We start from the raw sequence: 21,646 nt of genomic DNA on the forward strand, positions 1-21,646 counted from the left end.
TTATCGTGTTATCTGGGGGGTTGAACTTAAACTTAATCGTCCCACAAGAACATACTGGCTTGCTTATTGGCAATACGTAGTTCGTAGATATCACTACAAGGGCGCATCGCCGCACCATAGCAAACATGTAACGGCAATAAGTGCTCTTCACGAGGATGGCTAAAACGCGCCGCAGGGGCCATTTGCCATTCTAATAACTTAGCTTGTCGCTGCTGTTCACTCAGCTCAGTATTGCCACAGACATCGACTAACCATTGCTCAAAAGCCATATTTTGCGCTTTAATTTCAGCTGTTTCAGGGGTGAAAAATGCGCGCATATTATGAAAAGTAAAGCCAGAACCAATGATCAATAAATTATCGTAATCAAGCTGTTGTAAAGCCTCACCTATCGCTAGGTGTAAGTTTGGCTCAAGGCTTGGATGTAACGACAATTGCACACAAGGTATATCTGCTTCTGGATACATAATCTTCAAAGGCACATACATACCGTGATCAAAGCCACGAGATGGGTTTAATGTGCTATCGATATTAGCCTTTGCCAATGCTTGATGTACTTTTTCGGCAAGGGCTGGTTCGCCAGGGCTTGGGTACTCAATACTGTAAGCAGGGTCAGGAAAACCATAGTAATCATAAATTAGCTCAGGAGCTGCGCTCGAAGTAATGCTAATAGGGTTCGCTTCCCAGTGCGCACTCACCATCAAAATAGCTGACGGCTTTTGAATTTTTGCAGCAATAGACTGTAAGCAAGTAACCATATCGGCATGACTTGGATCGCCAAGCAATGGCATAGGACCGCCGCCATGTGAAACAAATAAAACGCGTGGCTTTTGCATAAATGTACTCCTTAAATACGCTTTTCATACCAATTCGCTTAATTAAGTAGTCTATTTTGAGGCAAAGAAACCTCGTTGATAGCAAGGCAAAAATTTCGTTATTTAGTTATTCTAACTAAGAAATTTTTAACGCAGGTAGCGACAGGTTTAATCCCTCAAAATGATTAAGTATTATTGCGGATTGGTATCTCTATAGTGCACGCACAGAGGTACAATAACTAGCCACAAAAACGCACAACTAGGGTGTGAATTTACACACCACCAGTTTGTATGTACTAACTTAAATGCCAAGCTACGTTCATAGCCGGGACTTGCCCTTTTAAGCCACCTTCGAGAGGTTCTTTGCACAGTAATGTTAGTTGATAAAAAGCATCGTAGTGCTGATGTAGTTCATCGGCGACCACACTAAACGGCGGACCCGAAAACTCACTTTGCTGATACTCAAAGACCACCACTAATTGTTTAGCTCTATTGGTTAATTCAAGTAAATGCTGGGTATAGCGAATGCGCATGGGCTTTGGCAGCGCAACTAAGGCAGCACGGTCATAAACCGCGTTGATAGTGCCAAGTTCATTCGCGGTAAGTGCAAAAATATCACCTACCCAAACGGTTAGATTTGCGCCTTGATAACGTAATAGTTCGCCGTGTTGGCTAATTTCGGGTTCTAGCTTTAACTCATCAAATAACTGCTTAATGGCTATCTCACTAAGTTCTGCCCCAACAACACGCATACCTTGCGCGAGCAAATAATGAATGTCGTGAGTTTTTCCGCACAGTGGCACAAAAACAGTATCGCCTTGCTGTAAATTTAAGTTAGTAAAAAACTGATCTAGATAACGGTTAACGTCTCCTTCATGAAAACCAATTTCGTTATTTTCCCAACGTTGATGCCAATGCTTTGCGTCCATTACTTACTCCTAAATAAATTGAATGAATTGAGCTGATAAATATATTCCGACACCAAAAAGTAGGTGAGTTACAGCACTTTTTAAGCGGGCTTGAAGTGGGTTTGCTGTTTTCGTAGCCATTATCCCCATCCCTAAAGCGGGCTGCATAACAAAAAATGGCATAGATACACTAGCTAATCCAAATATACATGCAGCAATTAAGGTGGGCTGTTCAAGCCAAGCAAGACCGACCAGTAATATAAATAGAAACGAAAATAAAACACCAATAAAGTAGTGTAAACACCAGCCAAACACGCACTCAAAATGCTTAGCAGGGCTGCTTGTTATATTCTGGTGCATAAACTTTCCAGCTAATAACCCCAAGCCCCAACGGCCAACTAAACAAAGGTTTAATGACGGTATCTTAAACACTTTAGCCAGCAGAAAAGCATAAAGATCAATGAACAAAGTCGCCGCTATGCCAACAAAAGTTATCACATAAATATCATTAACACTCATAATTAGATGCTCTTAAATGATTTAATAAAAGGCATGATATCTAATTGCAAAAATGCTAAAAATAGCAAGATAAACAAACTATGATTGCATAAATGAGAACATGATTGACGATATTGCCCTATTCATACAGATTGTTAAACAAGGCGGCCTAAGTAATGCGGCTGAGAGCTTGGCGTTGCCTACCGCAACAGTATCGAGACGCTTGCAACGGCTTGAGCAACGCCTAGGCGAGCAGCTTTTAAATCGCTCAGCAAGGCAATGCACGTTAACACAAGCAGGAGAGGTATATTTTCAAAGTTATGTTGAATTAATTGAGCAGTTTGAACAAACTCACCGCCAGCTCAATGATCAAAAAGCACAATTATCAGGAAAGCTTAAAGTTTTAGCACCTCTGAATATTAGTCATGGTTTCTTAAAGCCGATGTGGCTCGCATTTACTAAACAGTACCCTGATATTCAACTTGAGTTATTGCTTAATAATAAACTTGAAGATCTGAGTAAAAGCCAAGCTGATCTAGCAATAAGAGTCGGGCCGCAGGCTGATTCTATGCTCCATCAGAAAAAGTTAGGCAGTGTTGATACCTTATTTGTAAGCACTAAAGCATACCTTAATTCGGCATTTGCCATAGAAGAGCCTGCTGATTTAAAACAACATAGATTAATTGGTACCACGTTGCGAAATAAGTGGCAGCTAACCAATACACAAACGAATGCAACTTATACTCACATGTGCCGATTTGCTAGTACTTTTAACGATACTGGATTTGTAAAATACTTAGTTTGTGATGAGCAAGGTATCGCCTTGTTACCTCGGTTTGAGGTTATAGATGAATTAAAATCTCAGCAGCTAGTTCAAGTACTGCCACACTGGCGAGGGGAAAACCGCGACATTTATGCTATCTGGCCAAGCGCACGTTTACTGAGTAAAAAGGCTGTATGTTTAAAACAGTTTATAACCGACTACATTGCTGAGAAATTATAACGTCTGCCATTTATATTCCATCTGTTTAGCAGTTAGTAGTGCGTGTTCGTAACTAATAAACTCAGCGACTAATGCTAGGCTCATATCAATGCCTGCAGAAATCCCCCCAGAGCTGATAAACTTACCGTCGGTGACCCAACGAGTTTCTGCAATCACGTTGAGATCAGAAAACATAGCAGCCAGCTCAGGTTGATCTTGCCAATGAGTCGTGACATTTTTACCGCTTAAAAGCCCAGTTTTAGCAAGCAAAAACGCCCCCGTACAAACACTCGCAACACGCTTGGTGTTAGTGACTGTGTGTTTTAACCAAGTAATAACCTCTACTTTTTCGAGCTCTCGTGTATGGTCACCCCCAACCACAACAAGCAGATCAAGCAAAGGGCAGTCAGCAAAGCTGTAATGGGGGTTTACACTATAACCGCCGCGGGCATGAACAGGACTATCATTTTCGGCAATTAAACTCACTTGCCAATCATTATTCACTAGGCGCTTAGCCGTACTAAACACCTCAAACGGACCTGAGAAATCGAGCACTTCGGCATCATCATAGATGTAAATTCCAATATTCATACAATTGTTCCTATTATGTGGATTTATTTCTCAAGTAAAAAAACGTACTATGCCATTTTTGCAGTTCGTTAATGACATATTATTAAATTGCGCACTGTATACAAACAAAACTTCAAGGCATTGTTAATGCGTTTTTTATTATTATTGAGCGTGCTGCTGGTTGGTTGTAAAACAACACAGCAAAGCGTTGCTGAAATTAGTGAAGTATCGCCGGGCACTATTTATTTTCACGGCAAAACATCAAAGCAAAATGTTGAAAAGTTTGAACAATTATTAGTAAATAGCGATCAGCAAATCAACACTTTAATTATTAACAGTCAAGGTGGTGATGTGATGGCAGGTCTCCATTTCGGAGGCTTAGTTCATGAATATGAACTCAATGTTGTAGTGCGTGAGCTTTGTGCATCCTCCTGCGCCAATTATGTCGTTACTGCAAGTCCACATGTCCTCGTTGAAGCACAAGCCGTTATTGGCTGGCATGGCGGCTCATTACAGCCATTATACGTGCCCATGGAGCAGCCGCCCGAGGTAGCTAGCTATATAGCAAAATGGCAAATTGCAGAGCGACAATTTTTCGATATCATCAATGTTGAACAAGCGGTTACTATCATAGGGATGATGCCAGGTATTACCGAGAAACGTGATGCGGCTATTTATAGTTATGATACCCAAACCCTAAAACGTTTAGGGCTACATATCGAGTTTGCAGGTGCGCAAACAGGAATGTCAGCAAGTGGCGAAAAAATAGCGCAGGTATTTGAACTTGAAGAGTCTGTACTTAACCACTTTTTAATGCTTAACGATATCGTGTCAGCTGAACTTATTAATTAATACCGATCCGCAATAATATTTAATTAAGTGAATTGGTATAACATAAAAGCCAACATGGCGTTGGCTTTTATGTTAGTGATGTTGCTTAAGCCAAGAGTGGATTTGTTTAGCGCTTCTCGGTGATACTATTTCAGCTCGGCGTTTTAATTCTTTATGCCATGCCTGATCATTTAAAGCCGCATCACTTAATGGTGCATTTCTATCTGTGTTTTTTAGCACATAATAGGCATCTGCAACATCCGCAAGGCTAATACTATTGCTTGTAGCAAAACGTTTAGACATTGACGCTAACGGCTTATTCAACGAACTATTAGCCGATAAAGGGATCAAGCTATCCGCAGGGTATGATGATGCAATATCATCGTTTTTCATCGCTGGCCACACCGTGTAAGTGGAACCTGGTTTTTGCTGTTCAAGTAATGTAATAACTGAATTAAAAGGCGAAGCTTGAGTACTTATAACCACTGGCTGCTTAAAGGTGTGAAATGCACCAAAGAGTAAGATTGCACGGCGCTGCTTAGCGACAACATGCTGATTTATTGACTCTAAATAGCCAGTTTCACGGCTACGCTCTAGCTTTTGCCAATCCTCTTTAGAGAGGGTTTGCCAGTTCATTGCAGGCTCAGCAAGGACGAGACGAACTTTATGTAAACGGGTACTATTAAGCTGTTTTAACTTTAAAACTAATTGCTCATAAACATCATATTGCCATGCCATAAAATACAAGGTGTCGCGCCAAATGTGCCTTACGTCATCAATGCTTATATTCTGTTTGCTCAACAAATATTGATCAGCTAAATCTTGATACCGCGCATTGCCAAATTCAACGACAAGATCATCAAGCTGCTGCCAGTTACTAGGCTCATCTAAGTATTTTATAATCCTAGTAACAACATGCTCGCTGCCATGAACATCACCAATCGCAACGAGTTTATTAGCGTGTAACGCTTTATTAAGTTGGCTGTCGTAATCATAATTTTCAGCTTTGACACTACTTGCAAAACATACAGATGCGAGAATAACAAACCCGATAAGCTTTAAAACCTGCATATTAATCTAACTCTAATTGGGCTTTTTCAACAGTTTCCGCGGGTAACTCTTTTTGAACAGAAACCCCCAACTCTTTGAACTCAGAGGCCTGCTTAATCAAGTTTCCTTTACCGCGGTACAGCTGAGAAAACGCTTTATCATAGCTTTCTTTGGCGCGGTCTAATTGCTTACCAACCCCTTCCATACTGGTTAAGAAACCATTGAGTTTGTTGTAAAAACGCTCTGCACGAGCGGCAAGCTCTTTTGAGTATTTAGTTTGCTCTTCAAAACGCCACAGTTGTTTTACGATATTCAAGCTAGTCAATAAGGTCGTTGGCGTAGCAACTAAAATGTTTTTTTCGATTGCTTGCTGATAAATATCACTCTGGTACTTAAGCGCTTCAACAAAAGCCGACTCTATTGGTACAAACATGATCACCACTTCTGGTGAGTTAATACCGGGTAGTCTGTCGTAGGCTTTGCTTGCTAACTCGTTTATACGTGATTGCACCGCCATAACATGCTCTTTTAGCGCTTGCTGCGCTTCAAGCTCTGTATCGGCATTGACATAGCGTGTATACGCGTTTAAAGAGGTTTTAGCATCGATAACTAAATGACGTTGCTGAGGCAAATACACCACAACATCTGGTCGTAAACGGCCATCTTCGGTGTTAAACGATACTTCTCGCTGATAATCTACTCCAGCACGCAGCCCAGCGCTGTCTAGTACATTCTCAAGCATTAACTCACCCCAATTACCTTGGGTTTTCTTTTGCCCTTGTAATGCAGTGCTCAGCCTATCAGCTTGTTCGGTGATGGCTTGGCTTTTAGCTTGCAAATGCAATAACTCAGTTTTTAGTGCTGCACGCTGCTTTAGATCTTCGACGTGGATCAATTCCATCTTATCGCGAAAGCCTTTTAGCTCCCCCTGAACAGGTTTTAATAGTTGCTCAATACTTTCTTGATTTAAGGTTTTAAAACGTTGCGATTTTTCTTCAAGGATTTGATTAGCGAGATTTTCAAACTCTTTTTTGAGTTGCTCTTTGCTTTCTTTGATATGGCTAAGCTGCTCTTTAAAATGCAGTTCTTTTTGCTCAACTGTGCTTCGTAAGGTACTTAAATCAACATCGCGCTGATTAAGTGCAGCTTTTGTATCAGCAAGCTCAGCTTCGACCTTGCGCCAAAACTGACTATATTGTTGTGCTTGTTTTTCTTGTTCTACAAAGCGGGTTTTAAAGTGTTGAGACTCATCACGTTGTTCTGCGTAATCTTGCTGTAACTGCGAAAGTGTAAGCTGGCTTTGTTCAAGTTGCAGCTGCTTTTGTTCTAAATGATTTTGCAAGATTTGCTGGCTATTTTGAAGTTCGGTTGACTGATTTTTTAAGCGACTATTTTGTAGGGCAAAAATAACACCACTTGCAACAGCACCTACAGCAGCACCAAGCACACCACTTTGCCAATTAATCTGTGCAATTAGCTCTGTAATCATAATGAAAACTCAATAACTTAAAGACACATCATCATAACGAATTAGTGCTCAGCAGAGTAGGGGGTTTAGGCATAAAAAAAGCCAGCTCAAAGTGAGCTGGCTCTAACATTACTAAAATTTAGTAACCAAATGGGAAATCAACATAATGCTTATGTAAACTGCAATTTAACAACAAGCATAATAATAGACGCCCCAAAATTTGATTAGTTCAAAAAAACTTTAAAAAAATTTAATTTTTTATCAGTGCAAGCATTTGCTCTTCATCAAACTGAGTAAAACTCATTGATTTCTCGGTAAATAATGCATCAACAAGGGCTTGTTTATGCTGCTGCATTTTAAATACTTTTTGTTCGATTGAGTTAGCCATAATCAATTTATAAACAAACACAGGGTTAGTTTGGCCAATACGATAGGCACGATCTGTCGCCTGTTTTTCAACGGCAGGGTTCCACCAAGGATCAAAATGAATCACTGTATCGGCTTGAGTTAGGTTTAATCCGGTGCCGCCGGCTTTAAGGCTGATTAAGAATACGGATGTATCACCTTGAGTAAACTCTTCAATTACACGGTCGCGATGTCGCGTTTGCCCTGTAAGCATACTAAAGCGGATGCCAAGTTCATTTAATCGCTCAGCTATCACATCAAGTGCCATGGTGAATTGACTAAATATAATCACCTTACGTCCTTCGCTAAGCATAATAGGCAAATGCTTTGATAACCACTCAAGCTTAGCACTGCCAGCCTGTGAACTAGGATCGATCAATTTTGGATGACAGCAGATTTGTCTTAGCTTTAATAATGCATCTAAAAAGGCAAGCTTACTTTTTTGCACACCTTGCTGCGCAAATAGGTCAACTAATTTCTGTTCTAAAGATTCAGTGATACCGGTGTAAATTTCCTTTTGTTTGCTTTCAAATTCAAACTCTTTAACTAGCTCAGTTTTCTCTGGTAGTTCCTGCGTTACTTGTGCTTTAGTACGTCGCAAAATAAATGGCATGATCAACGATTTAAGTTCATCTGCACGGGCAACGTCGTTATCACGCTCAATAGGCGTTTGAAAATAGCTTTTGAAGTGTGTTTGCGAACCAAGTAAAGAAGGCATTGCAAAGTCGAGTAAAGATTTAAGCTCAAATAAGTTATTTTCGATAGGCGTGCCACTTAAGCAAAGCTTAAAGTCAGCATTAAGGCGCTTAACCAAGCGTGAAACCTGTGCGGCATCGTTTTTGATATATTGCGCTTCATCAAGAATGATGTTTTCAAAATACAGCGGCGAATAAAAGGCAATGTCCCGCTTTAATAGTGGGTAAGTTGTTAAGATACAATCTGCTTGCGACAACTGTTGTAATTGGTCGCTGCGCGCAGCACCAAAGACAGTCGTAATTTTTAAGTTGCTGGCAAATTTATTAATTTCACTTTGCCAGTTACCAACCAAACTGGTCGGGCAAACAATTAACGTAGGGCCAGCTTGTGGTGATTGCTTGGCATTAGCTAAAAAGGCGATAACTTGTAAGGTTTTACCTAGCCCCATGTCATCTGCCAAAATACCACCAAGTTGGTGACGTTTTAGAAAGTTGAGCCAATCAACACCGTGTTGTTGATACTCTCGTAATTGCACACCAGAGTTTAAGCCTTGAATATCGGACTTTTTAATAAGCTGTTGCGAGCTATTTAATTCAGATAGGTAAGCATCTAGAGCATCGTCTACAATATTAACCTTAATTGCTTTTTGCTCGATAAGCTTAGGCAAAAACGACAAAGGCATTAAGATTTCGTCACGGGTTTTAATATGCTCAAAACGTTCACGATAATCATTAAGCTGCATCATCGCGGCCTTTTCAACCACAGCAAAGCGTTTTCCTACAGTAAAGTAATAAAAGCGTTCACTTTGTCTGTTAAGAGATTGATAAGTGTTGTTATCAGTGACAAACAACTGTTGAGTTTTAACACCAGAGATCACGATTTTACTAACTATCTGATGACCTTTACCTCGCTCAACTTGCAGTGAAAGTTGTTTTAGAACTTTGCCTACGTCTAACTCATCATTAATTTTCCAACCGCGTTTTAATAAGTTTGGAATTATTTCAAACTTTAACCAGTGCTCATGAATAACTGATTGTTTATTAAAGATAAAATCAGTTTGTAAAGCCCCTTTACATAATTCAAAGCCAAGGTTAGTTAATTCATTTACAACGGTGTTTTCTAATGACTGGTTTAATATATCAGCTGGCGCCTGGCTTAAATCATACAAAGAGTTTTGATAATTAAACTGCAATCCTAGGCGGATTGTGCCCTCGTCATTATTAATACTGATGACAGGGAATACAGTTCGAGCTAGGCTTTTTTTGCTTTCCTTAAATGCATGAGGGATCACACCTTCACCAAAATTATCATTGAGCTGTTGATAAACACGATCAAAGTTCTCTGTGTGAATAGCAGGCATATTGGCTAGTAACGCTATTTCATCGGCAGTTAACGGCGTACGAATTCGGCCCACTTTTAGCTTTTCAGGGTCAAGGTAAGTAGGGGGGGTTGTTTTTAACAATAACCAATTATCTTGACCAGCAAGCGTCATGCTCAATGACGTTAAGTCTTTGTTTTGTTTCCAATCAAACTCTAGTGCTTGCATGCTATCAGCTTTAATTGCTTGGCGAGAGCGACCTAAAAACAAACGCTGGGTGGCAATTAATTGCTGTAGTGCTGCAAAGCCCCATTGACCTTTAAGCTCTAGTTTTCCAAGGGCATTTTGAGAACGGATCCAGCTATATAAACGAAAATCCGATTCTAATAAATCAGTGGGGGTTACAAAACTATTTAATTGCTGCTCGGTAAGGTTACGACCAAGCGTATAGTTATGCTCAGGATCGTAATTAGCAATTTTAGGAGTAAGGGTTACAACAGACTTCTCTACATCAAAAACAAATAATAAAACCTGTTTGGCATTGTCACTAGCAACTTGCTTAAGGGTTTTTAGCTCACTAAACCAATCGTTAATGATGTAGTCTTCACCGTAGTCACCTGAATGTTCAATTTTGAGCTTTAAGAGCACAGCTGCAATATGACGGCATTTAGTTTTAGAGCCACAAGTACAATGCGAATCGACCGAAAAGCCACTTGGTAATTTACTGATCTCAATATGCTGAGTGAAGGTATTTCCTTCGTTACCAAACATAGATGCATCGATAACACTAAAGTCACTGTTATGTTCTAACCAATTGATTTGGCCGTTCTGATGATACTCTTTTGCTTTACTTAACACATGTGGCTTAAACAGCTGTTTAATGAAGCGCTCAGACAGAGGAAACTGAGTTTCTTGCTCTTGTTTGATTTCTTCAAAGATAGCTAATAAGTCATTTTTGGATAAGTTAGCAGACATAACGCTTTTGGCAGTAAAAACAAAAAATAATTCTGCCAGTATATGATCTATCGGCCCAGAGCTAAAGCACTATTGGGCAATATTGGACTGGTTGGAGCTGATTAGTTAGTAAAAAAGTGCTTTAAAATAAAATCAAAGTTGAAAAGTGACATACTGAGCATTTAACAAACAACAATCGCACAAGATATAAACAGGTTAATAACAAGGAAGGGACTTTACAGATCGATTTTTTACTAAGCAAACAAATTTTCAGGGTAACGGAACTGTAAAGGGGCGATTAGTTGGTAAAAAACTGATCTGAGAGTGTAATAATGACCAAATTAGCCAACCAAAGATCACTATTTTACTAACGAAAGGAGGGGGGAGATCACGCTTTTACTAACTGTAAAAGCGTGAGAGATCATTATTTTACTAACTAATTAAAGCTATTTAACAATTTAGTTAGCTGCTCTAAGCGTTTGTCTGTCATCACTTTATTATCGATTTTCACAGATAAATCACCGCTTTTAATATTACGCTGTACGCTAACAAACTCACTGTCGATAAGTGCTTCACGACGGCTTGGCGCTGCTGGCTCAGCAGTTAATAGCTTGGTAATTGCAAGAGAACGTTTATCATCGCTGCTGATTTGCGCTATTTCGCTATCATTACTAACCTCATTTACAAGCTTGGTAAACAGCTGCTCATCACGCTCTTTGGCACTAATGAGCTTTTTAGCTACTTCGCGGCCAACATGATTCGCAGTAGGGTAAAGACTTAAAACCTCAGAAGGTAGATTCTCAAACGCTTTAATAGCATCAGCAATAGCAGTGTGTGATACACCTTCAATTGCCGCAATCTCACGATAAGAGCCTTTTTTACCCTCAGCAATAAGCTCATCACGGGTCTGTTGATATGCTTGACCTAGCTCCCATAGACTTGGGGCAATGTATTGATCAGATGATACAGCAAGAATTTTAGCATCTTGATCTGTAAAGTCTTCCGAGCTTAAAACTAAGTAATCAGAGTTACTTAAGATACATGCTTTACGACGACGAGAACCTGCTAATACAAGCATTTCGTCACCTTTATCCCAACATAGGGCAGGGTGCTGGTTACGGCCGTCTTCGGCAATTGCAGGAAGGATATCGGCAACTGACTTTTCATTTAGCAATGATTGTACACGGCGGTTTTTACCATAGACCTTTGTTTTAGCTTCAATTTCTGAGCTTGGAATAACCTTACACACCAAAGTAATTTGACGAGTAGGATCACTTGGAGCAGGCATACTGATAACATCACCAGCTGAAGCTTGCTCTAGCAAAGCATCTAAACTGCTACTTTCGATAGACGTTGAAAAAGGGTCTAAGCTGGTATCGTTTTTACGTTTTTTAGCCATTTTTATTAATTACCTTACTTAGCTGTATTTAGAGACGATTGAGTTGACTGCCAATTAGATCGGATCAACATTTCTAGTTCATCAACCACATCTTTGATATTTTCTTGCGCACGAAGTAGTGACTCACGACTAGCTAAGCTGTCTGACGTTTTTTGATCAAAAATGGTATTAAAAGAAGATGAGCTGGCGGTAATTGCCGAGCTATGATTGATTGGATAACTCATTACTTGACGACCAAATGCACTACGAACATCTTTAACGATGTCGCGCTGTGAATGGTTCCCTTTAACATAGTTAGTTACTAAGAATTGCATGAAGTCCCAACCTTGGTGGCCAAGCGCAGCAACTGTATGGTAAATCTCGCCTAATCGCTTTAAGTATTTATTGTTTGCATCAAAGTCTACAGCTTCAGGATGAACAGGGATAAGCATCGATGTAGAAGCCATTAATGCATTATAAAACATAAAGTTAAGTGATGGAGCTGTATCAATTAGAATAATATCAAATTGATCTTTTACCGGTTCAATAACTTTTTCGAGCAATTTATGATAGTGACGAGTTTTATCATAACTAGAGCTATCTTTTAATAAAGTTGCTGTTTCATGCTCAAAATAAAAGTCATCCATACCAGAAGGCAAAATACGAATATTAGGTATATGGGTAGGTAAGAAAGAGTTTGATACTAATTCATCCCAGGTTTCGTTTTCATCGAGTTCAATACAGTCACGCATTAAATCGCCCACAGTAATTGGGTCTGGCTCACTTGGTGGGAAAAAGCTTGATGAAGAACCTTGTGGATCAAGGTCAATAATACCAATTCTGTATCGTTTAATGTTGGTAGTAGCAAGTGCAGCGGCTATGTTCACCATGCTGGTCGTTTTACCACAACCACCTTTTAATGAGTTAATAACGATAACTTGTAATTTATCATCAACGGTACGGTGATCTGGCTTTATATCCATGATATCAGCCATAGCAAATATATTTACTAAGGTATATGCGTAGTGACCATTAGCACCACGTTTGATATTTAGTTCATCAAAGTCACCATTATCATGACGTCGTTTCAAGGTGCGATTATTACAGCCTAATAAGTCAGCGGCTGCTTTTTGCGTGTAAGTACGAAGTTCTTTTTCTTCAGACTTTAAATGGGCACGATAATGTTGAATACGTCCTTCTAGCGATTTTTCAGCAACTTCTGCTGTCGCTTTTAGTAACCTGTAAGTGGCTAGCGCATTATTATTGATAGACATACTTTCTTCCTCAAAGTTATGCTTTAAGTATAATGTCCATTCAAATTGCTGTAAACAAGTATTTAAGACGACATACCTTTTATTTATAAGACATTTAATAAAAATTTGTAACTTTACTGATGCTAAGTATAAATAAGTAAGTTTAATATCGGTTAAGTATATAGGTATATAAGGTTAAGATGCTAAAATAGTGAAATATATCACTGATTTTATTGAATATTTACTAAAAAGCCAGATCGTGTTTTTACTTGGTAAAGATCAGATCTATAATGACTCGCAGATCAGCATATTACTAAGCAAAAAATGAGCTTTCGACTTATGCACAGCTTAGTCACTGCTTTACACACAAAAATGCTTGTGTAGATCAAACTTTTACTAACTAAATTATAAAGTTATACACTGAGAGGATAACTAAAATGCGCAATAAGTTGGTATGGATCTGATCTATAGTTGGTACAGATCAGATCTATGCTAACTAAAGAGCTGTTTATCCACATGCTGTTTTAAAAAAGCAATTTTTGTCGTGTTAATTTGCTTTAAAAAGGTGATTAACAGGACATAAATTGAACTGAGTTAGTAAAATTGCGACCTATCAACTATAACTTAGTAAAAATCTGATCTGAAAATCAGCAATTACGAAACAGTTAGTATAAAACTGATCCGAAGAAATAAATTATGATCGGATCAAGTTTATACTAACTTAAACATTTAACTTTTGAAGTTTTATGTGTTGTTATTAACTGTCGAAGAAAAATTGGAAATAAGAACAATGAGCCGAAAGGTCAACATCTCGGTAGATAACTTACCCGATACATTACGCGGGCAGATCCACGGGGTGGAAAGTGCAATAGATAATGAAAGTCTTGCACTATTTACAGACAACAAAGATGTGCGTGTTTCAATTGAAAATGCTGCACATGGTTTGAGAGCTTACTCAAATACATTTAATCATTATGATTTATGGGGACGTTTTGTCCGTTCTGGTCATAAGAAGCTTCCGGTTGAAGAAGCACCAAAGAAAACCATCGTCACAAGAAGAATCTCTGAAAAAGTAGACGGCATTCTTTATGATGGCGAAATCAAAATTACACCTGCGGTAGTAAGCACAAGAAAAGATGGTGAAGATGTTGAATATCTTGTTTGGCCATCTGATCGAGAAGAAAAAGTCGAACGTGCCTTAATTCGTTTAGCCTCTAAAGGTAAAATTGTAAAAATCAATTTTAAGTCTGGCATTCAATACGCAGTTGTTTTTTCAATGAATGAATTAGCGCAAGAGCTGAAAGCGGTTGGCCAGTCGATGCCTTATCCGCAAATCAAAGAATCATTAGAAGCATTACAAGGTTCTAAACTTTCTTTTAAATATTCAGCAACAGATACGCGTAACTCTGATATTGATGACTCATTTTACGAATCGAACATGAACTTTTTATCGTCACTTCATTTTAGTGGAAAAAAAGGTCAAGGTGGTAACGTAAAATGTGTAGCTTGTTTGAATGCCTTCGTTCATAACATGATCGATAACCTTGAATACAAAGGTTACTACTTTAATAGTGCTCAAGAATTAAAACGTGGTTTATCTCGTTGGATGATGCTTCGTTTATATCATTTATGGCGTTATGCGGCACCGGGTAAGACCTACCATTTCCGACTATTATCGATTATGGAAAAATATGGCTCTATTTATTCAACAGACGAAATTACCGAGAATAAATTAAAAGCTTTGCGTCGTGATATGACTACGACAATGAAAGACTTAATTGAGAAAGGTGCAATCTCTGAATATAACATTACCAATGTCAAAGATGACAAAACGGGTAATATTATTGATTACACATATGAAATGCATCCATCTGATCAATTTTGTGATGAGATTCTTACGCTTAATAAGCATAATAAACGAATCGAAATTCAAGGTGGTAAACGCATTGTTGAGAATGCGGTATTAATCGATGAAGATAAAATTGAAGAAATAGTCGAAGACTAATTTCTTTTATACTTACTATTACTATATACAAAAGGCCACATATGTGGCCTTTTTAACATAATCAATCTGTCACTTGTTCTAAGTAAAGTCTATCTACTAAGAAATCATATTCTCTTTTTCGAGGGTGGCTTTCAGGTTTTTGATAATCAGTTAATGTACCAAGTTTTACATCTGGTTCTGGGTTTATCAAAATAAAAGGTAAAGCAGCACTAACATGATATCGATTTTTAGCTGTATATCTTACATTAACTTGTGGGCTAACTCTTGTTGGTCTACGAATTCGCAATTTTTCTTTATCACCTAAACTTGCAACTCGACTTTGCTCTTGTGCAACTAGCGCTTGCCAAGCGTGTTGGTCGATCATTCTTGGGTTAGAATAACTAGCCGATTTATCCAACATTGCTAAGGCCATTTTTTTTGTTAGCGTTTTAGTTGCGTGTTTGTGCATCCAAGTAAAACGAACAGAGTAGGGCGATTCAGTTTCAAAATGGATCTTACGATATGCTGCAAGGGTAATGAGATTTGGAACAGCATTGTGGACAGCTTCAAACCTCGCATCATTATTATCGATAGCTATAACACTATTTTTAAAATCAGCTTTGGCTTTATTTAATTGATTTATCCTTGCAATGAAATGTTGCTTATCGACATCTTTTAAAACTAATAAGCCTGGATGCCTTTTTAATACTCGACTACTTAATCCTGACTTTTTATAAAAATCACCAAAGGAATTTAGAATTAATTTATGAGCATCATCGCCTTCAATTTTATGTACACTAATTGAAGAAGGAACTTTCTTTTCGTCGTTTACATCGATATCTGGCAGTTGATAATATGAAGCCTTATCAAAACCCACTTCTTTTAATTCTTCACAAAACAAATGAGTCAATTCACTTACTAAATCAAACTGACTGCGTATCTCTAACTTTGTACTCATAGGAACACATCTTACTTAACGGTTATTCAATTTTAACCTTATCCCCTGCAAATTAATAGATAAATTTATTTTCAATGCTGACCTTACTTATTAATCAATTTAAGTATGATGTGTTCTTCTTTATGCTGCTTAGTACAGGTTTTCAACTTGATCAATGTTAGATATAAATTGTTCAATATAAGTGTGTAAAGCAGAGGTTACACTAGACCTTAATCTAGGTAAGATGTGTTCTTGGCCTTTGGGTTAATTGTTAAAACAAAAAAAGCTCTATAACTCACTGTTTCAAAATGGAAAGATGCTAAGTATCTGCTAGTTAATATCGAATCTGTTTATCAAATAACGAAATAATCGTAAATAGCTGAATATTGTCCTTGAACTTAGTACGTGCAATAAGTTAGTTTTCGTAAATGGTCTATGTTAGGAATGAGGAAACAACATGCAATCGTGGAACCCAGACAGCTGGAGAAAACTGCCGATACTTCAGCAGCCAGAGTACCCAGATCAAGAAGCCCTTAAATCAGTTGAAGGGCAATTAAAAAGCGCACCACCTCTGGTATTTGCCGAAGAGACGCGTAGCTTATACAAACAACTAGAAGCTGTATGTGAAGGCAGAGCCTTCTTATTACAGGGTGGTGATTGCGCAGAGTCATTCAGTGACTTTAATGCCGCAAATATCCGCGATACATTTAAAACACTTTTACAAATGGCCGTTGTTTTAACTTATGGTGGTAAATGCCCTGTAGTTAAAATTGCGCGTATGGCAGGTCAGTACGCTAAGCCACGCTCATCAGATTACGAAACAATCGATGGTGTTTCATTACCTTCGTACCGTGGCGATATCATCAATAATTTTGAATTCACAGAGCAAGCCCGTGTACCTGATCCACAGAGATTGATGACTGCATATCATCATAGTGCTGCAACGCTAAATTTATTACGCGCATTCGCGCAAGGTGGTTTAGCCGATTTACATCAAGTAAATCGCTGGAACATGGGCTTCGTTGCTGCAAATCCGCTTAAAGAGAAATACCAACAACTAGCTGACAGAATTCAAGATGCGCTTGAATTTATGGAAGTATGTGGTATCGACTCAACCGTTGCTCCGAGCTTAAAAGAAACAGACTTATTTACATCACACGAAGCGTTATTATTAGGCTATGAAGAAGCTCTAACACGCCGTGACCACTTATCAGGTGATTGGTATGATTGTTCTGCACACTTTGTTTGGATTGGTGAACGTACACGTCAACTTGATCATGCACACATCGAATTCTTTAAAGGTATTAAAAATCCAATTGGTGTGAAAGTTGGGCCAGGTATGGACCCAGATGAGCTAATCAAACTTATCGATGCAGTTAACCCAGATAACATTCCAGGTCGCTTAACGTTAATTACGCGAATGGGTGCTGATGTACTGCCAGAGAAACTACCGGCACTAGTACGTAAAGTACAACAAGAAGGCCGTAAAGTTATTTGGAGCTCAGATCCAATGCATGGTAATACTGAGAAAGCGAGCTCAGGTTATAAAACACGTAGCTTTAATAATATTCTTCGTGAAATTAGCCAGTTCTTCGCAGTACACAAAGCTGAAGGTTCATACCCAGGTGGTGTTCACCTTGAAATGACTGGCCAGCACGTGACTGAATGTACTGGTGGTGCATATGGCTTATCTGATGAAGATTTAGCACAGCGCTACCGCACTCAGTGCGACCCACGCCTAAATGCAGATCAAGTTTTAGAACTAGGTTTCTTAGTTGCTGATTTATTAAAAGACGCACGTAAGTAACACTAAGTTATCCAAAAAAGGCTGCATATTGCAGCCTTCTTTAATGTCCGATACTAAAATAAGTTAGTACTTACGTCTTTCAAGACCAGTATCAGATATAATCTTTGCAGAAATTTCTTCTACTGAATGATGAGTCGAATTTAAAAATTGAATCTTCTGTTTTTTATAAAGCATTTCTACTTCACGCACTTCGATACGACACTGTTTTAAAGACGCATATTTTGAATTAGCCATACGACGCTGGCGAATATCGGCAAGGCGAACAGGGTCAATCGTTAAACCAAAAAGTTTATGTTTGTAAGCTTTTAAACACTCAGGCAGGGTGCCTCTTTCTAAATCATCTTCTGTCAGCGGGTAATTCGCCGCTTTGATACCATATTGTAATGCTAGGTATAAACTAGTTGGTGTTTTACCGCTTCTGCTAACACCTACTAAAATAATGTCGGCTTCAGCATAGTTTTTAATGTTAGCGCCATCATCATTGGTCAACGCATAGTTAACCGCATCAATACGAAAATCATAACTTTTCTCGTGCATCGAATGCGTTCTATGAACCTTTGGTACTGGCGCAACTTTTAACTCTTGAGAAATTTTATCACTGTATTGTGATAAAAAGTCATAACACACCGCGCAAGACGATTTAATAATTTCACTTAGCTCGTGGTTTACAAAAGTGAAAAACACGAGTGGCTGTTCTCCATCACGTTGCGCTGTTGAATTAATTAAGTTCTTAACTTCAATTGCTTTTTTTTCTGTTTCAACAAAAGGAATTGTTTTGTGATTAAACTCAACAGGAAACATAGATAAGGTCGCATGACCAAAGACTTCAGAGGTGATTGCTGTTCCATCAGAAATATAAAATGCAGTTCTCATATTTAACCTTTTTATTACCTTTATCTGCAAAATAGGGGCTTCACGGTTTACGTGAGGTCTGTTGCCAGTGTAGAATGACTACGACCTTTTTAGAAGGTTTTCTTTCTTAACTCTCACAGTTAGTACTACAATTTGTTTATGGAGAAAGATCCGTGCAAGAATACGTTCTCTGGTATCAAGAGCTTGGTATGCAAGATGTTCCTCGTGTTGGCGGTAAAAACGCTTCACTTGGTGAAATGATCTCAAACCTAGCTAACGCTGGTGTTCAAGTGCCAGGTGGTTTCGCTACAACCGCTGATGCATTCAATGAGTTTCTAGAGCAATCTGGATTAAACTCAAAAATCCACGATATTTTAGACACATTGGATGTGGATGATGTAAATACACTCGCTAAAGTCGGTGCCGAAATCCGCCAATGGATTATCGATACACCATTCCAACCTAACCTAGACCAAGCCATCCGCGACGCATATAGCCAACTACACGGCGACGCATCACAAGATGTTTCATTTGCAGTTCGCTCATCTGCTACAGCAGAAGACATGCCAGACGCTTCATTCGCAGGACAACAAGAAACGTTTTTAAACGTACGTGGTATTGATGCAGTAATGACTGCAATCAAACACGTGTTTGCCTCACTATTTAATGACCGCGCTATTTCTTACCGTGTTCACCAAGGTTATGATCATCGTGGTGTTGCATTATCAGCTGGTATCCAACGCATGGTTCGTTCAGATAAAGCAGCTTCAGGTGTTATGTTCAGTATTGATACTGAATCTGGCTTTGAAGATGTTGTATTTGTCACTTCAAGCTATGGTCTTGGTGAAATGGTTGTACAGGGTGCTGTAAACCCAGATGAATTTTATGTTCATAAACCAACTCTTGCTAACGGTAAACCAGCGGTAGTTCGCCGTAACATTGGTTCAAAAGCAATCCAAATGATTTACTCAGCGGATGAATCACATGGTAAGCAAGTTGAAATTGTTGACGTAGATTCGTCACTTTCAAACAAATTCTCAATCACAGATGCTGAAGTTCAAGAACTTGCAAAGCAAGCTGTTATTATTGAAAAGCACTATGGTCGTCCAATGGACATCGAGTGGGCAAAAGACGGCAACGACGGTAAACTTTACATCGTTCAAGCACGTCCAGAAACAGTTCGTTCAAACGAAGACGCTAACGTTATGGAGCGTTTCCAATTAAATGGTACAAGCACAGTTGTTGCTGAAGGCCGTGCAATTGGTCACAAGATTGGTTCAGGTACTGTACGCGTACTAGATTCAATTGATGAAATGGACAAAGTACAACAAGGCGACATTCTAGTTACTGACATGACTGACCCAGACTGGGAGCCAATCATGAAACGTGCCGCTGCGATTGTTACAAACCGTGGTGGACGTACTTGTCACGCGGCAATCATTGCTCGTGAATTAGGTATTCCTGCAGTAGTTGGTTGTGGTAATGCAACTGATTTAATTAAAGCAGGCCAAGATGTAACTGTATCGTGTGCCGAAGGTGACACAGGTTATATCTACGAAGGTATTTTAGATTACGAAGTACTTACTTCACGTGTTGATGAAATGCCAGAATTACCAATGAAAGTTATGATGAACGTAGGTAACCCTGATCGTGCATTCGACTTTGCTCGCTTACCTCATGCCGGTGTTGGCCTTGCGCGTGTTGAATTCGTAATCAACCGAATGATTGGTGTTCACCCTAAAGCACTTCTTAATTTTGATGCGCAATCTGACGAGCTAAAAGCTGAAATCTCAGAAATGATGGCAGGTTATGAATCACCTGTAGAATTCTATATTTCTAAGCTTGTTGAAGGTATTGCAACACTAGGTTGTGCGTTTGCACCTGAGCGTGTCATTGTTCGTATGTCTGACTTTAAGTCAAACGAATATGCAAACCTTGTTGGCGGCCAGCAATATGAGCCGGAAGAAGAAAACCCAATGATTGGTTTCCGTGGTGCAGCACGTTATATCTCTGAAGACTTCCGTGACTGTTTCGCGTTAGAGTGTGAAGCGATTAAACGTGTTCGCAACGAAATGGGTATGACTAATATTGAAATCATGATCCCATTTGTTCGTACGCTTGAAGAAGGTAAGCGCGTTATTGAATTACTTGAAGAACATGGTCTTAAACGTGGCGAAAATGGTCTGAAAGTAATCATGATGTGTGAATTACCATCAAACGCGTTACTTGCAGATGAGTTCTTAGAGTATTTCGATGGTTTCTCTATCGGTTCAAACGACTTAACTCAGTTAACATTAGGTCTTGACCGTGACTCAGGTTTAATTGCGCATCTATTTGATGAGCGTAACCCTGCAATCAAGAAACTATTATCAATGGCTATTCAAACTGCTAAAGCAAAAGGCAAATACGTAGGTATTTGTGGTCAAGGTCCTTCAGATCATGAAGACTTTGCAGCTTGGTTAGTTGAGCAGGGCATTGATTCTGTTTCTCTAAACCCAGATACAGTATTAGAAACTTGGTTATATCTTGCTAAGAAATTAGCCGACTAAGTACTTTATTTAACTAAAATAAAGATTCTGATATAAAAAATGCCAGCACTTAGCTGGCATTTTTGTAGCTCAATTAGGAATCAGCGAGCAAGTTTTTTATCGATATAAGCACATGACTTAGTCAGAGCCTTTTGGCACAAGGTTAAATAATCACGCGCTTTAGGATAGTAAAAAGATAAACAGAAAAGTCCTGCAATAAAGAAGATCAGCGACGGTCCGGGAATAATAACAAAAACTAAACCCAATAACATGCACAAGGCACCTAAACTGATTAATGCAATTTTTTTCATCTGACTATCTCATTTGCTGCTTTAATACACAGTATAAAAGTATTGCCCCCGAAATCGATAAAAAGAGTGTTACAAACTGTAAAATCTTCAATTTATCTTAGCTA

17 protein-coding genes are annotated in these 21,646 nt (G+C 38.9%); 5 read left to right on the plus strand and 12 right to left on the minus strand.

All coding sequences use genetic code 11. The features are described 5' to 3' along the window. Positions 1 to 32: 32 nt before the first annotated feature. From BIZ38_RS04735 to BIZ38_RS04745, 3 genes are all read right to left on the minus strand, one after another. Entirely contained in the window at positions 33 to 833 is an 801-nt protein-coding gene (locus BIZ38_RS04735; protein ID WP_187489704.1) for a DODA-type extradiol aromatic ring-opening family dioxygenase, read from the minus strand. 275 nt (positions 834 to 1,108) lie between these two features. Next, the gene (gene tmpT / locus BIZ38_RS04740; RefSeq protein ID WP_054553346.1) at positions 1,109 to 1,741 is read right to left on the minus strand and encodes a thiopurine S-methyltransferase; all 633 of its coding nucleotides are present in this window, start codon (positions 1,739 to 1,741) and stop codon (positions 1,109 to 1,111) included. Positions 1,742 to 1,750: 9 nt separating this feature from the next. Then, positions 1,751 to 2,239 carry a DUF2938 family protein gene (locus tag BIZ38_RS04745; protein ID WP_187489705.1) on the minus strand — a complete coding sequence of 163 codons (489 nt, stop codon included), beginning with the start codon at positions 2,237 to 2,239 and terminating at the stop codon, positions 1,751 to 1,753. A gap of 100 nt (positions 2,240 to 2,339) precedes the next feature. On the opposite strand from BIZ38_RS04745, the gene BIZ38_RS04750 reads away from it, so the two are divergent. Then, positions 2,340 to 3,221 (plus strand): LysR family transcriptional regulator, encoded by an 882-nt coding sequence (locus BIZ38_RS04750; RefSeq protein WP_187489706.1) that lies wholly within the window; start codon positions 2,340 to 2,342, stop codon positions 3,219 to 3,221. Here BIZ38_RS04750 and BIZ38_RS04755 read toward each other — a convergent pair. Further along, entirely contained in the window at positions 3,216 to 3,791 is a 576-nt protein-coding gene (locus BIZ38_RS04755) for a DJ-1/PfpI family protein (RefSeq protein WP_187489707.1), read from the minus strand. The genes BIZ38_RS04750 and BIZ38_RS04755 overlap by 6 nt on opposite strands. Before the next feature lie 126 nt (positions 3,792 to 3,917). Between BIZ38_RS04755 and BIZ38_RS04760 the strand changes: the two genes are divergently transcribed. Further along, the gene (locus tag BIZ38_RS04760; RefSeq protein WP_187489708.1) at positions 3,918 to 4,622 is read left to right on the plus strand and encodes a hypothetical protein; all 705 of its coding nucleotides are present in this window, start codon (positions 3,918 to 3,920) and stop codon (positions 4,620 to 4,622) included. Between the two features lie 72 nt (positions 4,623 to 4,694). On the opposite strand, the gene BIZ38_RS04765 is transcribed toward BIZ38_RS04760, so the two are convergent. The 5 genes from BIZ38_RS04765 to BIZ38_RS04785 all read right to left on the minus strand — a co-directional run bounded on the left by BIZ38_RS04765 (position 4,695) and on the right by BIZ38_RS04785 (position 13,144). Next, complete coding sequence (locus tag BIZ38_RS04765) at positions 4,695 to 5,672, minus strand: hypothetical protein (protein ID WP_187489709.1); 978 nt, start codon at positions 5,670 to 5,672, stop codon at positions 4,695 to 4,697. A 1-nt stretch (position 5,673) separates the two neighbouring features. After that, a complete protein-coding gene (gene rmuC, locus BIZ38_RS04770) occupies positions 5,674 to 7,140 on the minus strand; it encodes a DNA recombination protein RmuC (RefSeq protein WP_187489710.1) in 1,467 nt (488 codons plus the stop codon). A gap of 229 nt (positions 7,141 to 7,369) precedes the next feature. Next, positions 7,370 to 10,513: a DEAD/DEAH box helicase gene (locus BIZ38_RS04775; RefSeq protein ID WP_187489711.1), complete on the minus strand. Its 3,144-nt coding sequence runs from the start codon at positions 10,511 to 10,513 to the stop codon at positions 7,370 to 7,372. Between the two features lie 415 nt (positions 10,514 to 10,928). Then, entirely contained in the window at positions 10,929 to 11,891 is a 963-nt protein-coding gene (locus BIZ38_RS04780) for a transcriptional regulator (protein WP_187489712.1), read from the minus strand. A 14-nt stretch (positions 11,892 to 11,905) separates the two neighbouring features. Then, complete coding sequence (locus BIZ38_RS04785) at positions 11,906 to 13,144, minus strand: AAA family ATPase (RefSeq protein WP_166341018.1); 1,239 nt, start codon at positions 13,142 to 13,144, stop codon at positions 11,906 to 11,908. Between the two features lie 769 nt (positions 13,145 to 13,913). Here BIZ38_RS04785 and BIZ38_RS04790 point away from each other — a divergent pair. After that, positions 13,914 to 15,128, plus strand: a complete 1,215-nt coding sequence (locus tag BIZ38_RS04790; protein WP_054553336.1) for a hypothetical protein — start codon at positions 13,914 to 13,916, stop codon at positions 15,126 to 15,128. A 61-nt stretch (positions 15,129 to 15,189) separates the two neighbouring features. Here BIZ38_RS04790 and BIZ38_RS04795 read toward each other — a convergent pair whose 3' ends face one another. Then, entirely contained in the window at positions 15,190 to 16,065 is an 876-nt protein-coding gene (locus BIZ38_RS04795; RefSeq protein ID WP_054553335.1) for a DNA replication terminus site-binding protein, read from the minus strand. Positions 16,066 to 16,501: 436 nt separating this feature from the next. Here BIZ38_RS04795 and BIZ38_RS04800 point away from each other — a divergent pair, with 436 nt between their 5' ends. Beyond that, complete coding sequence (locus tag BIZ38_RS04800; RefSeq protein WP_054563102.1) at positions 16,502 to 17,851, plus strand: class II 3-deoxy-7-phosphoheptulonate synthase; 1,350 nt, start codon at positions 16,502 to 16,504, stop codon at positions 17,849 to 17,851. A 63-nt stretch (positions 17,852 to 17,914) separates the two neighbouring features. On the opposite strand, the gene BIZ38_RS04805 is transcribed toward BIZ38_RS04800, so the two are convergent. Further along, positions 17,915 to 18,724, minus strand: coding sequence for a pyruvate, water dikinase regulatory protein (locus BIZ38_RS04805; RefSeq protein ID WP_054553333.1), 810 nt, complete (start codon positions 18,722 to 18,724; stop codon positions 17,915 to 17,917). 152 nt (positions 18,725 to 18,876) lie between these two features. Here BIZ38_RS04805 and ppsA point away from each other — a divergent pair, with 152 nt between their 5' ends. Then, positions 18,877 to 21,252, plus strand: coding sequence for a phosphoenolpyruvate synthase (gene ppsA / locus BIZ38_RS04810; protein ID WP_138617233.1), 2,376 nt, complete (start codon positions 18,877 to 18,879; stop codon positions 21,250 to 21,252). Positions 21,253 to 21,332: 80 nt separating this feature from the next. Here the strand turns inward: ppsA and BIZ38_RS04815 are convergent, their stop codons facing one another. Then, positions 21,333 to 21,542: a PGPGW domain-containing protein gene (locus tag BIZ38_RS04815; RefSeq protein WP_054553331.1), complete on the minus strand. Its 210-nt coding sequence runs from the start codon at positions 21,540 to 21,542 to the stop codon at positions 21,333 to 21,335. Between the last annotated feature and the right edge of the window lie 104 nt (positions 21,543 to 21,646).

Source organism: Pseudoalteromonas sp. BZK2 (assembly GCF_014349195.1).
Lineage (GTDB): Bacteria > Pseudomonadota > Gammaproteobacteria > Enterobacterales > Alteromonadaceae > Pseudoalteromonas > Pseudoalteromonas simplex.

Bases quoted from the DNA above. Each gene is read 5' to 3' on its own strand.
- BIZ38_RS04735 (WP_187489704.1), bottom strand. From the start codon at position 833: ATGCAAAAGCCACGCGTTTTATTTGTTTCACATGGCGGCGGTCCTATG.
- tmpT (WP_054553346.1), bottom strand. From the start codon at position 1,741: ATGGACGCAAAGCATTGGCATCAACGTTGGGAAAATAACGAAATTGGT.
- BIZ38_RS04745 (WP_187489705.1), bottom strand. From the start codon at position 2,239: ATGAGTGTTAATGATATTTATGTGATAACTTTTGTTGGCATAGCGGCG.
- BIZ38_RS04750 (WP_187489706.1), top strand. From the start codon at position 2,340: ATGATTGACGATATTGCCCTATTCATACAGATTGTTAAACAAGGCGGC.
- BIZ38_RS04755 (WP_187489707.1), bottom strand. From the start codon at position 3,791: ATGAATATTGGAATTTACATCTATGATGATGCCGAAGTGCTCGATTTC.
- BIZ38_RS04760 (WP_187489708.1), top strand. From the start codon at position 3,918: ATGCGTTTTTTATTATTATTGAGCGTGCTGCTGGTTGGTTGTAAAACA.
- BIZ38_RS04765 (WP_187489709.1), bottom strand. From the start codon at position 5,672: ATGCAGGTTTTAAAGCTTATCGGGTTTGTTATTCTCGCATCTGTATGT.
- rmuC (WP_187489710.1), bottom strand. From the start codon at position 7,140: ATGATTACAGAGCTAATTGCACAGATTAATTGGCAAAGTGGTGTGCTT.
- BIZ38_RS04775 (WP_187489711.1), bottom strand. From the start codon at position 10,513: ATGTCTGCTAACTTATCCAAAAATGACTTATTAGCTATCTTTGAAGAA.
- BIZ38_RS04780 (WP_187489712.1), bottom strand. From the start codon at position 11,891: ATGGCTAAAAAACGTAAAAACGATACCAGCTTAGACCCTTTTTCAACG.
- BIZ38_RS04785 (WP_166341018.1), bottom strand. From the start codon at position 13,144: ATGTCTATCAATAATAATGCGCTAGCCACTTACAGGTTACTAAAAGCG.
- BIZ38_RS04790 (WP_054553336.1), top strand. From the start codon at position 13,914: ATGAGCCGAAAGGTCAACATCTCGGTAGATAACTTACCCGATACATTA.
- BIZ38_RS04795 (WP_054553335.1), bottom strand. From the start codon at position 16,065: ATGAGTACAAAGTTAGAGATACGCAGTCAGTTTGATTTAGTAAGTGAA.
- BIZ38_RS04800 (WP_054563102.1), top strand. From the start codon at position 16,502: ATGCAATCGTGGAACCCAGACAGCTGGAGAAAACTGCCGATACTTCAG.
- BIZ38_RS04805 (WP_054553333.1), bottom strand. From the start codon at position 18,724: ATGAGAACTGCATTTTATATTTCTGATGGAACAGCAATCACCTCTGAA.
- BIZ38_RS04815 (WP_054553331.1), bottom strand. From the start codon at position 21,542: ATGAAAAAAATTGCATTAATCAGTTTAGGTGCCTTGTGCATGTTATTG.